The organism is Streptomyces liliiviolaceus, assembly GCF_018070025.1.
In the GTDB taxonomy this organism is placed as follows: Bacteria; Actinomycetota; Actinomycetes; order Streptomycetales; family Streptomycetaceae; genus Streptomyces; species Streptomyces liliiviolaceus.
Genome location: NZ_JAGPYQ010000001.1, coordinates 652,578 through 669,792, shown reverse-complemented (window position 1 = coordinate 669,792; position 17,215 = coordinate 652,578). Strand labels below are relative to the sequence as shown.

Annotated in this window: 14 protein-coding genes and 1 tRNA gene; 11 read left to right on the top strand and 4 right to left on the bottom strand. The window is 71.4% G+C overall.

Annotated elements, in window-relative coordinates:
* Positions 1–17 precede the first annotated feature (17 nt).
* The 5 genes from moaC (at position 18) to J8N05_RS02830 (ending at position 3,497) form a co-directional block, all read left to right on the top strand.
* A complete protein-coding gene (gene moaC, locus J8N05_RS02850; protein ID WP_189774961.1) occupies positions 18–497 on the top strand; it encodes a cyclic pyranopterin monophosphate synthase MoaC in 480 nt (159 codons plus the stop codon).
* Positions 494–1,069, top strand: a complete 576-nt coding sequence (locus J8N05_RS02845; protein ID WP_210880900.1) for a MogA/MoaB family molybdenum cofactor biosynthesis protein — start codon at positions 494–496, stop codon at positions 1,067–1,069. Before moaC ends, J8N05_RS02845 begins: the two co-directional genes overlap by 4 nt.
* Positions 1,066–1,725 carry a GNAT family N-acetyltransferase gene (locus J8N05_RS02840; RefSeq protein ID WP_210889982.1) on the top strand — a complete coding sequence of 220 codons (660 nt, stop codon included), beginning with the start codon at positions 1,066–1,068 and terminating at the stop codon, positions 1,723–1,725. The genes J8N05_RS02845 and J8N05_RS02840 overlap by 4 nt, the downstream gene beginning before the upstream one ends.
* A 177-nt stretch (positions 1,726–1,902) precedes the next feature.
* Positions 1,903–3,315 (top strand): divisome protein SepX/GlpR, encoded by a 1,413-nt coding sequence (gene sepX, locus J8N05_RS02835; RefSeq protein WP_210880899.1) that lies wholly within the window; start codon positions 1,903–1,905, stop codon positions 3,313–3,315.
* 108 nt (positions 3,316–3,423) lie between these two features.
* Positions 3,424–3,497 (top strand) — tRNA-Ala (locus J8N05_RS02830).
* A gap of 217 nt (positions 3,498–3,714) precedes the next feature.
* Here J8N05_RS02830 and J8N05_RS02825 read toward each other — a convergent pair.
* The gene (locus J8N05_RS02825; RefSeq protein ID WP_210880898.1) at positions 3,715–4,191 is read right to left on the bottom strand and encodes a GNAT family N-acetyltransferase; all 477 of its coding nucleotides are present in this window, start codon (positions 4,189–4,191) and stop codon (positions 3,715–3,717) included.
* Positions 4,192–4,250: 59 nt separating this feature from the next.
* Here J8N05_RS02825 and J8N05_RS02820 point away from each other — a divergent pair, with 59 nt between their 5' ends.
* A complete protein-coding gene (locus tag J8N05_RS02820; protein WP_210880897.1) occupies positions 4,251–5,096 on the top strand; it encodes an exodeoxyribonuclease III in 846 nt (281 codons plus the stop codon).
* A gap of 87 nt (positions 5,097–5,183) precedes the next feature.
* Positions 5,184–7,406 (top strand): ATP-binding protein, encoded by a 2,223-nt coding sequence (locus J8N05_RS02815; RefSeq protein WP_407699882.1) that lies wholly within the window; start codon positions 5,184–5,186, stop codon positions 7,404–7,406.
* Here J8N05_RS02815 and J8N05_RS02810 read toward each other — a convergent pair.
* Together J8N05_RS02810 and J8N05_RS02805 are read right to left on the bottom strand one after the other, a co-directional pair.
* Positions 7,307–7,930, bottom strand: coding sequence for a hypothetical protein (locus J8N05_RS02810; RefSeq protein WP_210880896.1), 624 nt, complete (start codon positions 7,928–7,930; stop codon positions 7,307–7,309). The two genes, J8N05_RS02815 and J8N05_RS02810, sit on opposite strands and share 100 nt — an antisense overlap.
* A complete protein-coding gene (locus tag J8N05_RS02805; protein ID WP_210880895.1) occupies positions 7,923–9,188 on the bottom strand; it encodes a hypothetical protein in 1,266 nt (421 codons plus the stop codon). The genes J8N05_RS02810 and J8N05_RS02805 overlap by 8 nt, the downstream gene beginning before the upstream one ends.
* Before the next feature lie 287 nt (positions 9,189–9,475).
* Here J8N05_RS02805 and J8N05_RS02800 point away from each other — a divergent pair, with 287 nt between their 5' ends.
* Positions 9,476–12,721, top strand: a complete 3,246-nt coding sequence (locus J8N05_RS02800; RefSeq protein WP_210880894.1) for an AfsR/SARP family transcriptional regulator — start codon at positions 9,476–9,478, stop codon at positions 12,719–12,721.
* A 242-nt stretch (positions 12,722–12,963) separates the two neighbouring features.
* On the opposite strand, the gene J8N05_RS02795 is transcribed toward J8N05_RS02800, so the two are convergent.
* Positions 12,964–13,608 carry a MerR family transcriptional regulator gene (locus J8N05_RS02795; RefSeq protein ID WP_210889980.1) on the bottom strand — a complete coding sequence of 215 codons (645 nt, stop codon included), beginning with the start codon at positions 13,606–13,608 and terminating at the stop codon, positions 12,964–12,966.
* 166 nt (positions 13,609–13,774) lie between these two features.
* On the opposite strand from J8N05_RS02795, the gene J8N05_RS02790 reads away from it, so the two are divergent.
* From J8N05_RS02790 to J8N05_RS02780, 3 genes are read left to right on the top strand one after another with little or no spacing between them, the layout of a single operon-like run.
* Positions 13,775–15,355 (top strand): flavin-containing monooxygenase, encoded by a 1,581-nt coding sequence (locus tag J8N05_RS02790; protein ID WP_210880893.1) that lies wholly within the window; start codon positions 13,775–13,777, stop codon positions 15,353–15,355.
* A complete protein-coding gene (locus J8N05_RS02785; RefSeq protein ID WP_210880892.1) occupies positions 15,352–16,278 on the top strand; it encodes an alpha/beta fold hydrolase in 927 nt (308 codons plus the stop codon). Before J8N05_RS02790 ends, J8N05_RS02785 begins: the two co-directional genes overlap by 4 nt.
* Positions 16,275–17,165: an SDR family oxidoreductase gene (locus J8N05_RS02780; protein ID WP_210880891.1), complete on the top strand. Its 891-nt coding sequence runs from the start codon at positions 16,275–16,277 to the stop codon at positions 17,163–17,165. Before J8N05_RS02785 ends, J8N05_RS02780 begins: the two co-directional genes overlap by 4 nt.
* The last annotated feature ends 50 nt before the right edge of the window (positions 17,166–17,215 follow it).

Genomic DNA, 17,215 nt, shown 5'->3' with positions numbered 1-17,215 from the left:
CACAGCATGAGTACGGCATGAGCACGCAGGACAGACTGACCCACATCGACGAGGCGGGTGCCGCCCGCATGGTCGACGTGTCCGAGAAGGACGTGACGGCCCGCACCGCCCGCGCGAGCGGCCGCGTCCTGGTCTCGCCCCGCGTGATCGAGCTGCTGCGCGGCGAGGGGGTGCCCAAGGGCGACGCCCTCGCCACCGCGCGCATCGCGGGCATCATGGGCGCCAAGCGCACACCGGATCTGATCCCGCTCTGCCACCCGTTGTCGGTGTCGGGTGTCAAGCTTGACCTGTCGGTCGCGGACGACGCCGTCGAGATCCTGGCCACCGTGAAGACCACCGACCGCACGGGCGTCGAGATGGAGGCCCTCACCGCGGTCACCGTGGCGGCTCTCACCGTGATCGACATGGTCAAGGCGGTCGACAAGGGGGCGGTCATCACGGACGTGCGCGTGGAGGAGAAGACGGGCGGCAAGTCGGGCGACTGGAGCCGGCCATGACGGGCGCCCCGGAGAACGCGCAGCCCCCGCAGGCCCCGGCCGATCCGCCGATCGGCGGCGCCCTGACCGCCCCGTACAGCGCGCTCGTCGTGACGGCCTCGAACCGCGCGGCGGCCGGTGTCTACGAGGACAGGGGCGGGCCCCTGATCGCGGAGGGACTCGCGAAGTTCGGCTTCGCCGTCGACGGCCCGTGGGCGGTTCCCGACGGGGACCCCGTGGAGCAGGCGCTGCGGGCAGGCGTCCGCGCCGGCTACAGCATCGTCGTGACCACCGGCGGTACGGGCATCTCGCCCACCGACCGCACCCCGGAGGCCACCCGGAAGGTGATCGAGTACGAGGTGCCGGGCATCGGCGAGGCCATCAGGGCGTTCGGACGGGAGAAGGTGCCCACGGCGGCGCTCTCCCGAGGCCTCGCCGGGGTCGCCGAGGGGACGCTGATCGTGAACCTGCCGGGATCCACCGGCGGGGTCAAGGACGGTCTGGCCGTCCTCGAACCCCTCCTGATCCACGCCGTCGACCAGCTGCGCGGCGGCGACCACCCCAGACCCGGCGGCAGTGGGGGTGCGAGCTGAACAGCCCATCCTGGCCGGTCGAGCTGGCGCACGGCGATGTGGTCCTCAGGCCCATAAAGCTGCGCGACCAGCGAGCCTGGCGTGACGTCAACCGGCGCAACCGGGACTGGCTGCGCCCCTGGGAGGCGACGATTCCGCCGCCCACGCCCAGCGGGCCGATCGCCCACCGGCCGACGTACCGGCAGATGGTCCGGCATCTGCGCGCCGAGGCGAACGCGGGGCGGATGCTGCCGTTCGTCATCGAGTACCAGGGGAGGCTCGTCGGACAGCTAACGGTCGCCGGAATCACCTGGGGCTCCATGTGTTCGGGCCATATCGGCTACTGGGTGGACGAGGCGGTCGCCGGGCGCGGAGTGATGCCGACGGCCGTGGCACTCGTGTCCGACCACTGCTTCCGAACCGTTGGTCTGCACCGCATCGAGGTCTGCATTCGGCCCGAGAACGGGCCCAGCCGGCGGGTCGTCGAGAAACTCGGATTCCGTGACGAAGGTCTCCGTCCGCGTTATCTCCACATCGACGGAGCCTGGCGCGACCACCTCGTCTTCGCCCTCACGGCCGAGGAGATCCCCGAAGGACTGCTGGCCCGCTGGCGCCGCACACGCACGAGGAACGCGTCCGAAAACTCACCTCGGGACACACCCCGGAACACCGCGTAAATGAAATAGGTGTTCGAAAATGATCGGCGATCGACCATCCTCGGGCATTAATTTCGTGCTCTCAGCGGCCTGCTGATCGCATCGGTCACAAAAAAAGCTCGAAATATCAGCCAGATCGTGCGACACACCGACTCAATTGGCAGATGGCCTCATGCAAACCCCTCTACCGTGTGAGGCGTGAGCAGCAGCGGCCTCATCTACGCAGTCATTGTCGGGGCCTGGGCCGCCTACTTGGTGCCTATGTGGCTCCGTAGGCAGGACGAGCTGAATGAGGCCCGTCCGACGGAACGCTTCAGCACCGCCATCCGGCTTCTGTCCGGACGGGCGGGGATGGAGCGCCGTTACGCCAAGGACCTGCAGGCGCGCTCCGCCGAAGAGGGGGAGCACCGCGCCGACCCGGACGGCGTCACCGACTCGGTGGACGTCCGGGCCTTCGCCATGCCTCCGACGCGCCGTGAAGTACGGGCGAACGTCGACGAGGCGCGGGAGTCGCGCGCCGAGGCGCAGCAGGCCCAGGCCCAGGTGCAGCAGGCCTCCAGACAGGCATCGCGGCAGGCGTCGCGGCAGTCGGCCGCGACGGCCCCCAAGCCCGGCGCCCAGCCCCAGCCCGCCGCCCACCCGGCGCCGAAGCAGGGCCGCGCGACGGGCGGCCGCCCCGTGCCCCAGCAGGGCGCCAAGCCCGCGCCGAACGGCTCGAAGGCGTCGAAGACACCAAAGACGTCAAAGGCATCGAAGCCGTCGAAGGCGTCGAACGGGGCGACCGCGTCCCCCGCGCGTAGGGCCGCCGCGGCGGAGGCCGCAGCCCGTGCCCGGCGCTCGAAGGTGCTCGCGCGCCGACGGCGTACGACTGTCATGCTCTTCGTCGCCTTCACGCTCGGTGCGATCGTCGCGGCCGTCGGCGGACTGGCGTTCCTGTGGGCGCCCGGGGTGCCCGCCGTGATGCTGAGCATCTACATCGCGTATCTGCGCTCCCAGGAGCGTCGGCGCTTCACCTATGTGATGGACCGCAGGCAGGCCGAGGCCGCGGCGCAGCGGCTGCGCGAGCGGCAGCCGCGCCGGCGGCCCCCGGCCGACCCGGGCGCCGCCGACGAGCCGGAGGACGGACCCGAGCCCGACACCGATCCCGGTATGTCGGCGCTCGCGGCGGACCGCCGTGCCCTCGTCGAGCAGACCGACCACGCGGAGTGGGTCGACCAGCAGCGCGAGCGCCGCAACGGGCCCGCGCGGGGTGAGAGCTGGGACCCCGTCCCGGTGCCCCTGCCGACGTACGTGACGGCGCCGGTCGCCCCGCGCGCGACGTCCGACGTCGACCTGGGCGCGCCCGACGCGTGGAGCTCGGCCCGGTCCAGCACGGCCGAGCCGAACGCGGACCGCACGGCGGCGGAGGCGGCCGAGGCGGCGGAAGCCGCCGAAGCGGCCGAGGCGCATGAGGAGCTGATCGAGCCCGACGGCGACGACGGGGACGACGGCTCCGGCAGCGCCGCGGACGCCCGCCGCGCGGCCTCGGCCCGCCGGGCCCGCGAACGGGGCCGTACGCCCCTCTTCGACCAGTACGAGGACGGCGACCGGCCGCGCGCCGCCAACGAGTGACGGCACCTCAGAACCCCACCGGAGGCCCTGCCCCTGACCAGCGGGAGAGCCACCGGGAACGGATTTCCAAGCACCCGGATCGGGATGCTAGAGTTTCACTCGTTGCAAGGGCCTGTGGCGCAGTCTGGTAGCGCACCTCGTTCGCATCGAGGGGGTCTGGGGTTCAAATCCCCACAGGTCCACCGCAGCTCAGAACCCCCGCCGGGGAGATCCGGCGGGGGTTCTTTGGTGTTGCGTGCGGCCCCAGGGTTGCGCGGTGGCCAGGGCGGGGGACTTGCGTCCGTCGGGGTCAGCAGATTCGGTCGGGGTCGAAGGTTGACGACAATCCAGCGTTCCACCCGGCGCAGGCCCGCGCCGCCCGGGCCGCGTGCCTGGACGCGGCCCGTGACGTGCGGTTCCTCACAGGCGCTTCGCGAAGCAGCGGCTGTCCTCGTGGAAGCGGTAGTGGCCGAACTTGACGCAGGGCTCGTAGCCGCTGGACGCGTACAGGGCGATGGCCTCGGGCTGCTTGTTGCCGGTCTCCAGGACCATGCGGGTGCGGCCCGCGGCCCGTGCGTCGGCCTCCAGGGCGCCGAGGATGCGGCGGGCGAGGCCGTTGCCGCGGGCCTCCCCAATCACGAACATGCGCTTCAGCTCGGCGTCGCCGTCCGAGTAGCCCTCGTCGTTCTCGTCCTGGGTGCGCCAGCCGCCGGTGGCCACGGGCCGGTCCCCGGTGTCGTACGCGATCAGGTAGAGGCCGAGCGGCGGCTCGAACATCGTCGGGTCGAGCGGGGTGACATCGCCCTCGTCGCCGTAGCGCACGGCGTACTCGGCCTGCACCTCGTCGTTGAGCTTGACGGCGTCGGGGTGGTCGAAGGCGACCGGGCGTATATCCATGCCGAGTATCGTACTTCTATGCAGTAGGTGAGGGCGGAGCGGTGCGCTGTGCTCGTCCAGTGTGCCGGTATCGTGCCCGGGTGCTCACTGTGACCTCTGTGAATGTAAACGGGCTCCGGGCCGCCGCCAAGAAGGGCTTCGTGGAGTGGCTGGCGGAGACGTCAGCCGATGTCCTGTGCCTCCAGGAGGTACGGGCCGAGCCCGAGCAGCTCCCGGAGGGCGTACGGCAGCCCGACGGATGGCATGTCGTGCACGCGCCCGCCGCCGCCAAGGGCCGGGCCGGTGTCTCCCTCTACACGCGCCGCGAGCCCGACCGCGTCCAGGTCGGCTTCGGATCGGCCGAGTTCGACGGCAGCGGGCGCTACGTCGAGGCCGACCTGCCCGGCGTCACCGTCGCGAGCCTGTACCTGCCCTCCGGCGAGGTCGGGACCGAGCGGCAGGACGAGAAGATCCGTTTCATGGACGAGTTCCGCACCTATCTGAAGGCGCTGCGCGTGCGGGCCGCCGCCGACGGGCGCGAGGTCGTCGTGTGCGGCGACTGGAACATCGCCCACCAGCCGGCCGACCTCAAGAACTGGCGGGCCAACCAGAAGAACTCCGGCTTCCTGCCCGAGGAGCGGGAGTGGCTGGGGAAGGTCTTCGCCGAGGCGGAGGGCGGGGACGGCAGCGCCGACGGGCTCGGGTACGTGGATGTCGTACGCGCGCTGCACCCCGACGTGGACGGGCCGTACTCGTGGTGGTCCTACCGCGGGCGGGCCTTCGACAACGACTCGGGATGGCGGATCGACTACCAGGTCGCCACGCCCGGACTCGCGGCCCGGGCCGTCAAGGCCTTCGTGGAGCGGGCGGCCACCCACGGCGAGCGCTGGTCGGACCACGCGCCGGTGACCGTCGCGTACGAGTAGTCCTCGGGCCGCCGGACCTCGGGCGTGTGTGCGGGCACGCGTGCGCGGAAAGGCTCCTGCCGATAGGACGGTACTTACCGGTCGGTCGTGGGGGGACGCGTGCGGGGGCAGGAGCGGAGTGTCCACAACGAACTGAGCGGTGTCGTCCAGGGCGCCAGCGTGCAGGCAGCCGTCGTGCACGGTGGGCTGCACATCCGCACCGGTGGGACGGCAGAACCACAGCCGCCGTGGCAACTTCCACCGGCCGTCCGCCTCACCGACCGCACCGTGGAGGTAGAGCGGCTGGACCGCCACCGGGCTCTCGCCGCGCAACGGGACCACCCCGCCCTCGCCGCCGTGAGCGGTCTCGGGGGAGTCGGCAAAACGGCGCTCGCCCTGGCCTGGCTGCACCGGTTGCGCCCGGACTTCCCGGGAGGCCAGTTGTACGCGGACCTCTGCGCGCAGGCGCCGGCCGGCCCTGTCGACCCGGCCCAGGTGCTGGGCAGCTTCCTGCGGGGGCTCGGTGTGCCGCCGCAGCAGGTGCCGGACGGCGTCGCCGAGCGGGCCGCGATGTACCGCACGCACACAGCGGACCGTCGGATCGTCGTGCTGCTCGATGACGCGGCGACAGCCGCGCAGGTACGGCCGCTGCTGCCGGGCAGGTCCAACGTCACGCTGGTCACCAGCCGTCGGCGGATGTCGGGGCTGGCCCTGGAAGGCGGCTACCAGGTGCACCTGGAACCTCTCTCCCCCGAAGCGGCGGTCGAACTGCTCGCGGTCACCCTGGCCGACGACCGCGTGGCCACCCAGCCGGACGACGCCCGCGCCCTCGTCGGGCTCTGCGCCGGGCTGCCGCTCGCGGTCCGGGTCGCCGGGGCGCGGCTGGCCGCGCGGCCGCGGCGCCCGATCACCACGATGGTCCGGGCCCTGACCGCGGAACGAGGAAGGCTGGACGAGTTGGCGATCGACGGTGACCACGGTGTGCGCGCCGCTCTCGACCTCTCCTATCAGGGGTTGCCCCGGGAAGCCGCCCGGCTCTACCGGCTGCTCGGTGTGCATCCGGGAACGGAGTTCGGGGGCGGGGTCGCGGCAGCGGTACTGGGGTCGGCCCGCGGAGGGTCCGCCGAGGGCGTCTCCGGCGCCGGTACGGGTCCTGGAACCGGTGAGTGGCCCGACCCCGGCGAGCTGCTCGACGTCCTCCACGACGCCAACCTGCTCATCGACATCGGCGAGGACCGCTACCGCTTCCACGACCTCGTACGGCTGCACGCCGTGGGGAAGGCCGCGGAGGAGGAGACGGCTGCGGAGCGGGTGGCGGTGTTCCGCCGTATCGCCGACCACTATCTGGCCACCGCGACGCGGGCCGAGCGGGCCATCGATCCTCGACATCCCTTACGGGAACGTTCCTACGGGCCCGGCCCGGTGATCACCGAGGACTTCGGCGACGGTGTCAGGGCGGCGCTGGACTGGCTGGAGCGGGAGCTGCCCAACCTGCTGGCGGTGATACGGCGGGCCAGGACGACGGGGGAGCAGGACATCAGCTGGCAGCTCGCCGATGCCCTTGGCCCCTTCTTCCTGCGGCGCAAGCACTATGACATATGGCATACCTCGCACGCCGAAGGGCTCGCGGCGGCAAGGGAGTTGAGGGACGGGCCGGCCGAGTGCCGGATGCTCACCTCCGGCGGACAGTGCGCGCTGGGCAGGGGAGACACCGCCAACGCCCTTGAGATGTTCGAGGAGGCGGCGCGGCTCTTCGCGGCCGCCGGGGACGAGCTGGGATACGCGCGAACGTCGAACTACCGTGGGCTGGCCCATCAGCGGGCGGGCCGACCGGACGAGGCGGCCGAGCTGTTCGCGTGGGCCGCCGCAGAACTCCGCCGGTGCGGGGACCCACGGGCCTGCGGGCTCGCCCGGCTCAACGCGGCCGACGTCGAGTTCGGCCGGGGCCGGCTCGCCCGGGCAGCCGAGGACGCCGCCGAGGCACGTACGGCATTGCTGACGGCTGACGACTCCTACAACGCCGCGCGTGCGACCACCCTGCTGGGCAGGATCTGTCTCGGCGACGGCCGGCCCGACGAGGCGGAGCGCTGGCTCGCCGGTGCGTTGTCCGTGCTGCGTGAGGCCGCGGCCCACTACGAGACGGCCCGTGCGCTGGATGTCCTGGGCGAGGTCGCCGAACTGCGCGGACAGCGCGAACTCGCCCAGGGGCACTACCGGGAAGCGCTCGATCTCTACGTCGGCGTGAACCGGCCGGGACCGGCTGACGGCGTACGGGAGCGGTTACGGAGGCTCGACGAGGCCGGGACCTCCGGTTCAGGAGCCGGTGGCTGAGCAACTTCCGCGAAAGGATCCCGTTGTGGGCGAGCGCGGGCTCGGGAAGCGCCCGGCCAAGGCGGTTCCGCGTGGGCGACCAGCCAGGCGTGCGCGAGCGAGGCCCAGACGGGCCAGGAGTGCAGGGCCGCATGGCGTGCGGTGAGCGTCACGGTGAGCGGCGTGCGGGTGGCGCCGGAGCCGCACGGTCCCAGCCGCAGTCGGCACACGCGGGTCCCGTGGTGCACCGCGACCACCGCGGCGCCCGGATGGCCGTAGGCCGACGTGTCGGCTGTCGTGTCCGGTGCGCCCTGTGCGAGCAGGACGTCCGCCAGAGGCGGCCAGGGGTACGGAGCGGGCAGGGCGACCCGCAGATGCCGGTCCACGAACGGCCGGTCGCGACCGGGCAGTGCCAAGGTGACTTCCACGTCGTGGACCGAGGACGCCCGCAGCCGCTCATGGAAGGACGCGACACGTTGTTCGACGTGGGAGGCCGCACAGGAAGCGACGAAGGACGAGGCGGAGAAAGCGCCGAAGTCATTCATGAGCCTGTGCCCCCGGTTCGTCACAGCGCACGACGACCGGCAGCCGTGCCCGTTCCGTGGTGGGCGCCGCGACCGGTGGCCGCAGGCGGAGCCGGCGGTACAACAGCGCGCGCATCCGGGGGGCGAACCGGCCGGGCTCCGAGCTGAGTCGGGTCGCGATCCGCGTGTACAGCTCCGAGCGGTACGCGGCCGAGCTCTGTCGCAGTTGCCTGCGCAGCGGACGGTCCGTACGGATCCGAGGTGCCAGGGACCGTAGTTCGGCCATCGGCGAGCCGGGGTCCAGCTCCGTGTCCGGGGAGCCGGCCGTCAGGATCCGCGCACCGGTCATAGCGCCGTAGAGCGACACGGAACCGTGGTCGCTCACGAGGTAGTCGGCGGCGACGACGGCCCCGCACCACTCGGCGTGCTGGCCGACCAGCCCGACGCCGGACCGGTTCAGCCGGGCGAAGGCGCTGCGGATGTGCCACTCGCTGTGCGCGTTCCAGACGTTGGAATGCAGCATGACCACGATGCGGAACTCTTCCCGGGGAAGCTCGGCGGCCAGCCGCTCCAGCAGGTCCCACTGCTGTCCCAGCAGGGAGTCGGGTCCCCAGGTGGAGCAGACGAGGACCAGTTCCTGACGAGGCCCGGTCCGCAGGGCCTCCCGGTACAGGGCCCGCGAGGGCAGGCTCGCCACCACCCGGTCGTAGCACGGGTCCCCGATGACCTCGGCCACGGGCAGCGCCTCCGGGCACTGGCGGCCGAGCCGTTCCCGGTCGTCCTCGTGTGCCAGCACGATGGCCGACGGGACGACCACGCCGTCCCTGACCAGCCACTGCCGGCCCAGTCCGTACACCTCGCGCTCCGCCATGGCCCGCCGCCGGTGGTCGCCGGGCATGGAGACCCGTTTGTTGTACGAGGCACCGTGCGGGAGCACGATCACCGGGACCTGCAGCTCGTGCAGCGAGCCGTAGCTCGCGGCCAGCGCGAGGTCGAACCGGGTGTGCACCGCCTGGTTCCAGGGCACGACCAGTGCCCTGGTGCCCTCCAGAAACGCGTCCACGCCATGGTTGAAGACGTCCGCGGCCGTCGTGAACACGACTTGGACCCGCGGGTCGCCCTCCAACAGCCGGACCGCTTCCAGCAGTCGTCGCGCGGAGGTGACCGTGTGCACCACGGCGAGCACCCTCCTGCGTATCCGGAAGGTGGCCCAGCGCTCCACGTCCAGGCGCAAGGGCACCGCCAGACGCCGGTCGGCATCCGGCATCGTCATACTCATGAGAACTCCCCCGTTATGCCAACACCGTTGTCGGCGACATAAGTTGAGGCGGGGCCGACCGCTTGCGGCAGTCCGGGCCCCGCTTTCCCTGTCTGCCCGGGAGGGTGGACATCGGGCTTGCAGAAACCTTGCAGTCCCCGTGCGGGAGAGCCTGTGGATCGCCCCGGGACACCGCGTGGCGTCTGCGTGCGCCCCTCACGCGTCCGTGCGCCCCGCTCCGCTCCCTCCGTTCGTTCCGGCAGCGCCCTGACAGTGAGTGCAGGAAGCGGCTGAACCATCTGGGGGAGATGGTGGACCTTCTTGCGCTGGGGCCGCTCGAACTGTGGCACCAGGGACGTCAGTACGCGCTCGGCTCGCTGAAGGCGCGATGCGTCTTCGGGATTTTGCTCTATGCCAGGGGAGATCCGGTCTCCGTGGACACGCTCGTCGAGCGGGTCTGGGACGACGACGAACTGCCCGCGGCTCCGGTGGAAGTGCTGCACACCTACCTTTCGCGGCTGCGCACCAGGCTCCACCGTGCCGTCGGCGACGACGCGCTGGTCGAGCGGGCGTCGCCGCGCCGCTACCGGCTGCGGCTCGGGCGCGAGGAGGACGTGGACTTCGTTCGTCTCGAACGGCTGCGCGCGCAGGCCCGGGTGGCGGCGGGGCGGGGCGACACGGAGTACGCCGTCGGTCTGCTGCACGCCGCTCAGGCGCTCTGGCGCGGGGAGCCGTTCGCGGAGTTCACCGGCGCCTGGGCTGCCTCCGCGCGGGCCCGGCTGACCGAGGACCACCGGCGGGTGCACGAGGAACGCATCCGCCTGGAAATGCAGTTGGGCCGTCATGCGGACCTCGTCGGCGAACTCCACGAACTCGTCTCTCTCAACCCGCTCGCCCAACAGGCCGTCGCCTCCCTGATGCTGGCCCTCTACCGCTCGGGCCGCGATGGCGAGGCGCTGACCCTGTACCGGGACACCCGCGACCGCCTCGGTGACGAGCTGGGCATGGACCCCGGTGCGAACCTGAGGGATCTGCAGCAACGCATCCTCCGCCAGGACCCGGCCCTGCGGGAGCACGGGCCGGAAACCGGCTCGTCCCGAATGGCGCGCAACGACTCCTCACGCGCCAGGGAGGTGGCCGGTGAGGGACGTGCACCATGGCCCACCGCCGGCCCCGCGACCGCGGACGATTCCGCCGGACACGTCGGCAGCAGTCTCCCCCGTGACACGAGGGACTTCACCGGCCGCAGGAGCGAGCTGGACATCCTGCTCGCCGAACCCGCCTCCGAGGAGAACGGCACGGCGCTGCCCCTCACCGTCGTGCACGGTATGCCCGGTGTGGGTAAGTCCGCGCTGATCATCCATGCCGCCCACCGCATGCGGTCGCGCTACCCCGCGGGCCAGTTCTACGTGGACCTGCGCGGCTACAGCGACCAGCCGCCGTACGAACCCGCCGACGCCCTGGCGTTCCTGCTGCACACCGTCGGTGTGGCCGATCCGCTGCCGGCCACGCTCGACGAGCGGATCGCGCGCTGGCGGGAGTGGACCGCCCACCACCGGGTGCTCGTCGTCCTCGACAACGCGCGCAGTGCCGAGCAGGTACGGCCGCTGCTCCCCGGTGCGCCGGAATGCCACGCGATCGTGGCCAGCCGCAACCGGCTCGCCGGCCTCGACGGCGCCACCTCCCTCCCGCTGGACGTGCTGTCCGTGTCCGAGGCGTCCTCGCTCTTCGCCCGGATCGCGGGTGCGGCGAGGGTCTCCGACACCTCCGCGCTGCGCCGCGTCGTGGAGCTGTGCGGCAGCCATCCGCTGACTCTCCAGCTCCTCGCGAGCCGGTTCCGGCACCGGGACACCTGGGATCTGGAGTACGTGGCCGACCGGCTGGCGCGCGCGGGTGACCGGCTGGACGAGTTCGACGAACGGGTGGCCGCCGCCCTGAGACTGTCGTACACCGATCTGGACGCTCCGACGCAACGGCTCTTCCGGCGGCTGGCGTTGCACCCGGGTCCGGACATCACCCTGGAGGCGGCGATCGCGCTGTCCGGGGACGACCCGGACGTGATCCGTCGCGCGGTGGACGCCCTGCTGGACCGTCACCTGCTCGACGAGCCGGTCCGCGACCGTTGCCGACTCCATGATCTGACGCGGGCGTTCGGCAGCCGGCTCGGGCGCCGGGAGGATCCGGAACCGGCCAGGCGGGAGGCTCTGCGGCGGCTGATGGCGTACTACCTCACGGCCGCCGACCGGGCGGACAGGGCCGCGTATCCGCGTCGGCACCGAAGGGCCCTCGGGGCCGGGCTCGTGTCGCCGGACGTTCCTGAGCAGGGCCCGGCGTCCGACGCCGACGGGGCCACGGTGTGGCTCACCGTGGAGCGGGGCAACCTGCTGGCCGTGGCCCGTACGGCCGCCGCCGAGTTCCCGGACTTCGCCGCCCAGTTCCCGCACGTGCTCGCGCACTCCCTCAAGCTCTGGGGCACGCACGACATCACCGCCGAGCTGCACGAGGCGGCGCTCGCCGCGCTGCGCTCCGGCGGTGACCGGGCCGCTCTCGCGCAGATGCTGGTGGAGCGGGCGAGCGTGCTGGCCCGCGAGAACCACAGTGCCGCGCTGGCCGCCGCCACCGAGGCGCTCGGGGTCTTCGGGGAGCTGCGGGACACCCACGGCCTTGCCGACGCCCACTTCGAGATAGGCCGCGCCCATCTCGGGGCGGGCCACGGCGAGGCGTGTCTGGGGCAACTCGAACGGGCCCTGGAGCTCTATCTGCTGGTCGGCGACCGGCACGGGGTGGCCGAGACCCTCAATGTGCAGGGCACGGCGTTGGTGCACCGGGCGGAGTACGCGGAGGCGGGCGACCGGTTCGAGACAATGCTCGCGATCCACCGCGAACTGGGCGATCTCCACGGGGAGGCGATCGCCTGGAACAACCTGGGCGACATCCGGTTTGCCGTGGGGCGGCACGAGGAGGCCCGGGGTTACTACGAGCAGGCCCTGGTGCTCATGCGCCGGGTCGGCGGGAAGAAGGATCTCGCCATCATCGACACCAACCTCGGCGCGGTATATCACGCGACGGGTCAATCGGGCCGGGCTCTCGGTTGTTTTCATCGGGCCCTCGCCAGCCATCGGGCCAGTGGTGACGCGATCGGGGAGATCACGACTCTGATCCGGCTCGGCGAGACCTGCGCGGGGTCGGGACGGACGGAGGACGCGCTGTCCCACTTCGGTGCGGCGGAGGAGGCCGCGCGACGAATTGGCAATTCTTATGAGAGGCAGCGGAGTCTCATCGGGATTGCGGATACGCAGTACGCGATGGGGCGATTGAACACCGCCCTGGAAACTTATCTGCTCGCGCAGGAGATTGCTGATAAATACAGCTATTCCCTGTGCTCGGCGCAGGCCCTCGCGGGAATGTGTCGTACCTGTCTCCGTGTGGGAGACATCGAGTCGGCGCGCGCTCATGCCGAGCGCGCGCTGACGATCTACGGAAGACTCGGAGCGGTGGCCGAGGCTGTTGAGCTGCGGCGGCTGTTCGCCGACTGGGGGGCTACCGGGTCCTGAGGGTCCTTGTGGGAGAGGGGTCCGGCACTCCGGGTATTACCAGATGCAGTCGGCCGCCGCGACGGATACCGAGAGGATGTAGAAGAAGGCCGTGGTGGCTGTGAGCGTGGAAAACGTACGCACTTCTCTCCCGATTCGTGCAAGAGTTTGAATCAAATCCATCAGTGCGATGGATTTCTGCGGATCATAGCCCATCTGGGCGACTGCATGGAATTTATGTGCGAGCGGCGTCGAAACCCTGCCTAAGCATCCGCTTTCCTGTCGCGAGGCAATCCGCCCATCCGTCGGTCCAGTGCCATCGACAGTTCCGCCTCCACCACGCTCTTCGCCAGGGGGCGCAGGCGTTGGAGGTCCTGCGGGGTGCGGTCCTCGGTGAGGACCAGGTCGGTGAACAACTCCGCCAGCGCGTCCGCGTGTTCGCGTACGCGGCGGGCGGCCGCGAGGATGTCCGCGAGCGGGATGCCCTCGCGGACGAGCGCCGCCGAGGTGTCCAGGAGCCGGCGGCTGATGTGGACGATGTCCGTGCCGTCGGTGGCGAGATAGCCGAGGTCCAGGGACGCGGCGAGGTTCTCCGAGGTGGCCTGGCCCGCGAAGACGTCGGCCAGTTCCTCGGGGGAGAGGCGCACCGGGGTCTCCTCGGTGGGCGCGCCGAGCCCCAGCAGTTCGCCCACGTCGCGGCCGTGGTCGAACGCCTCGGCCAGTTCCGCGATGCCGTTGAGGGTGTGGCCGCGCTCCAGGAGGGCGGCGATCGTGCGCAGCCGGGCGAGGTGGTCCTCGTCGTACCAGGCGATGCGGCCCTCGCGGCGCGGTGGCGGGATCAGCTTCCGCTCACGGTAGAAGCGCAGCGTGCGCACGGTGATGCCGGCCTGCTGGGCCAGCTCCTCCATTCGGTACTCCCGCTTGTCCGCCACATCGGCACCCTATGTCGTACCGCCGGTAACTTTCCTGCGCGCAACCCCTACCCATGAGTACGGAGCTGCTCTAGTCTCCCCATTGCGCCAGTGTTCACTGGCGCGGTCGTACGTGGCATGGACGCGGCATGGAGGCATCGGGATGACCGAGCACGAACATGTACGGGTGGCGGTGATCGGCTCCGGTTTCGGCGGGCTGGGAGCCGCCGTGCGGTTGCGCCGCGAGGGCGTCACCGACTTCGTCGTCCTGGAGCGGGCCGACAGCGTGGGCGGGACCTGGCGCGACAACAGCTACCCCGGCTGCGCCTGCGACGTCCCCTCCCACCTCTACTCGTTCTCCTTCGCGCCCAACCCCGACTGGCCGCGCACCTTCTCCGGGCAGGAGCACATCCGCGCCTATCTGGAGCACGTCACCGACACCTTCGGACTGCGGCCGCATCTGCGTCTGAACTCCGAGGTCAAGCTCATGACCTGGGACATCGAGCGACTGCGCTGGGTGATCGAGACCAGCAGCGGCACCCTCACCGCCGACCTCGTCGTGTCCGCCACCGGGCCGCTCTCCGACCCCAAGGTGCCGGACGTCCCCGGCCTCGACACCTTCCCCGGCAAGGTCTTCCACTCGGCCCGCTGGGACCACGACTACGACCTGCGCGGCAAGCGGGTCGCGATGATCGGCACCGGGGCCTCGGCCATCCAGATCGTGCCGGCGATCCAGCCCGAGGTCGCGAAGCTCACCCTCTTCCAGCGCACCCCGCCCTGGGTGATGCCGCGCATGGACCGGGCCGTCAGCGGCGCCGAGCGCCTGCTGCACCGGACGCTGCCCGTCACGGCCCGGCTGCGCCGCGGACTCCTGTGGGGCATCCGGGAGTTGCAGGTCCAGGCGTTCACCAAGCGTCCGAACGAGCTGGGGCTGGTCGAGCAGATCGCCAGGCGGAACATGTACCGCGCCATCAAGGATCCGCGGCTCAGGACCAAACTCACCCCGTCCTACCGCATCGGCTGCAAGCGCATCCTGCTGTCCAGCACGTACTACCCGGCCCTCGCGAAGCCCAATGTGGACGTCGTCGCCAGCGGACTGCGCGAGATCCGCGGCTCTACCGTCGTCGCCGCCGACGGCACCGAGGCCGAGGTCGACGCGATCGTCTTCGGTACGGGGTTCCACGTCACCGACATGCCCATCGCCGACCGGGTCGTCGGCGTGGAGGGCCGGACGCTCGCCGAGGCGTGGTCGGCGTCCGGCATGCGGTCCCTGCGGGGCGCGACCGCCGCCGGGTTCCCCAACTGGATGACGATCATCGGCCCCAACACGGGTCTCGGGAACTCCAGCATGATCCTGATGATCGAGTCCCAGCTGAACTACCTGGCCGACTACGTACGGCAGTTGAACGTGCTCGGCGGCCGGGCCGCACTCGACGCACGCCCCGGCGCGGTCGACGCCTGGAACGACCGCGTCCAGAAACGCATGGAGCGCACGGTCTGGTCCACCGGCGGCTGCAACAGCTGGTACCTCGACGAGAACGGCGTCAACACGACCGTCTGGCCGGGTACGACCACGGAGTTCCGCGGCGCGACACGGCACGTGGACCTGGCGGAGTACGACCTGATCCGCCCACCCGCGCCCGCACCGGCGCCCACACCCGAACCCGAACTCGTACCGGCATCGGCCGCGCAGCCCGCGAAACCGGCCGCCCGTACCCAGAAGAAGGCCGAGGCAGAAGCATGAGCCGACTGACGCGCGAGGCCGCCGGCCCCTACGCGCCGCCCGTCCCCGCGCGCGAGCTGACGGCGGTCTCCGCCGACGGGGCGCGGCTGCACGTCGAGGTGCACGGAGCCGTGGACGACCCGGCCGCCCCCGCGGTGGTGCTCGCGCACGGCTGGACGTGCTCGACCGCCTTCTGGGCGGCGCAGATACAGGAACTCGCCGCCGAACACCGGGTGATCGTCTACGACCAGCGCGGGCACGGGCGCAGCCCCGCGAGCCCCGCGTGCAGCACGGACGGGCTCGCCGACGACTTGGAGGCGGTGCTCGCGGCCACCCTCGCGCCGGGCGAGAAGGCCGTTCTCGCCGGGCACTCCATGGGCGGGATGACGCTCATCGCCGCGTCCGAACGGGCCGGGTTCCGCGAACACGCCGCCGCCGTACTCCTGTGCAGCACGGGCAGTTCGCGGCTGGTCGCCGAGTCGCTCGTACTCCCGATGCGGGCCGGGCGGTCGCGTACCTGGCTGACCAAGCAGATCCTCGGGTCGCGGGCGCCGCTCGGGCCGGTCACACCGCTCGCCCGGCGGATCCTCAAGTACGGGACCATGGGCCCCGGTTCGGCGCCGGCCATGGTCGACGCGTGCGCGCGGATCGTGCACGCGTGTCCCCGGCAGGTGCGCCACTCCTGGTCGAAGGTGCTCGACCTGCTCGATCTCGACCACGCGGTACGGGAGTTGCGGGTCCCCGCCGAGGTCGTGGTCGGTACGGCCGACCGGCTCACGCCCGCCGTGCACGCGCGCTCCCTGGTCGCCGCGCTGCCGCACTGCGTGGGCTCCACCGAGCTGCCCGGCATCGGGCACATGACCCCCATCGAGGCACCTGACCTGGTCACCACCCGGATCCGTGCACTCGTCGCCACATACGCAGTGATCAAGGAGGGCGCATGAGCAGGGTCGGACTTCAAGGACAGGTCGCCGTCGTCACGGGAGCCGCGCGGGGCGTCGGGGAACTCCTCGCCCGCAAGCTCTCCGCCCGCGGCGCCACCGTCGCGCTCGTCGGCCTTGAACCCGAGGAACTGAAGGGCGTCTCCGAACGGCTGCACGGCGAGAGCGGGTACTGGCACGCCGACGTCACCGACCACGAGGCCATGGCCGAGGTCGCGCGCGAGGTGAAGGCGCGGTTCGGGAAGGTCGACATCGTCGTCGCCAACGCCGGTGTCGCCAACGGCGGTCCGTTCGTCGACTCCGACCCGGTGGCCTGGCGGCGGGTCATCGAGGTGAACCTCATCGGTTCGGCCGTCACCGCCCGGGCCTTCCTGCCCGTCCTCCAGGAGAGCCGCGGCTATCTGCTCCAGATCGCCTCGCTCGCCGCGATCACGCCCGCGCCGATGATGAGTGCGTACTGCGCGTCCAAGTCCGGTGTCGAGGCGTTCGCGCACAGCCTGCGGGCCGAGGTCGGCTACCAGGGCGTACGCGTCGGGGTCGGCTATCTCTCCTGGACCGACACCGACATGGTGCGCGGGGCCGACCAGGACGACGTCATGCGGGAGTTGCGCCAGCGGCTGCCGTGGCCCGCCAACAAGACGTACCCGCTGGGGCCGGCCGTCGACCGGATCGTCGCCGGGATCGAGCGGAGGTCCAGTCATGTGTACGGGCAGTGGTGGCTGCGCGGGATGCAGGGGGTACGGGGCTATCTCCCCGCGCTCATCGGGACGGTCGGGCAGCGGGAGATGCGGCGGTTCGCACCGAGGCTGGGGAGCGTCGGTACGGGGCTCGTCGGTGCAGGTGGGGAGGCTGATCAGGCCGGGCGGGACACGGTGCGTCACCGACCGTGACTGACCGAAATGCGCGTGATGTCCGTGCGTGTCACTCTGGTCGAGGCCCA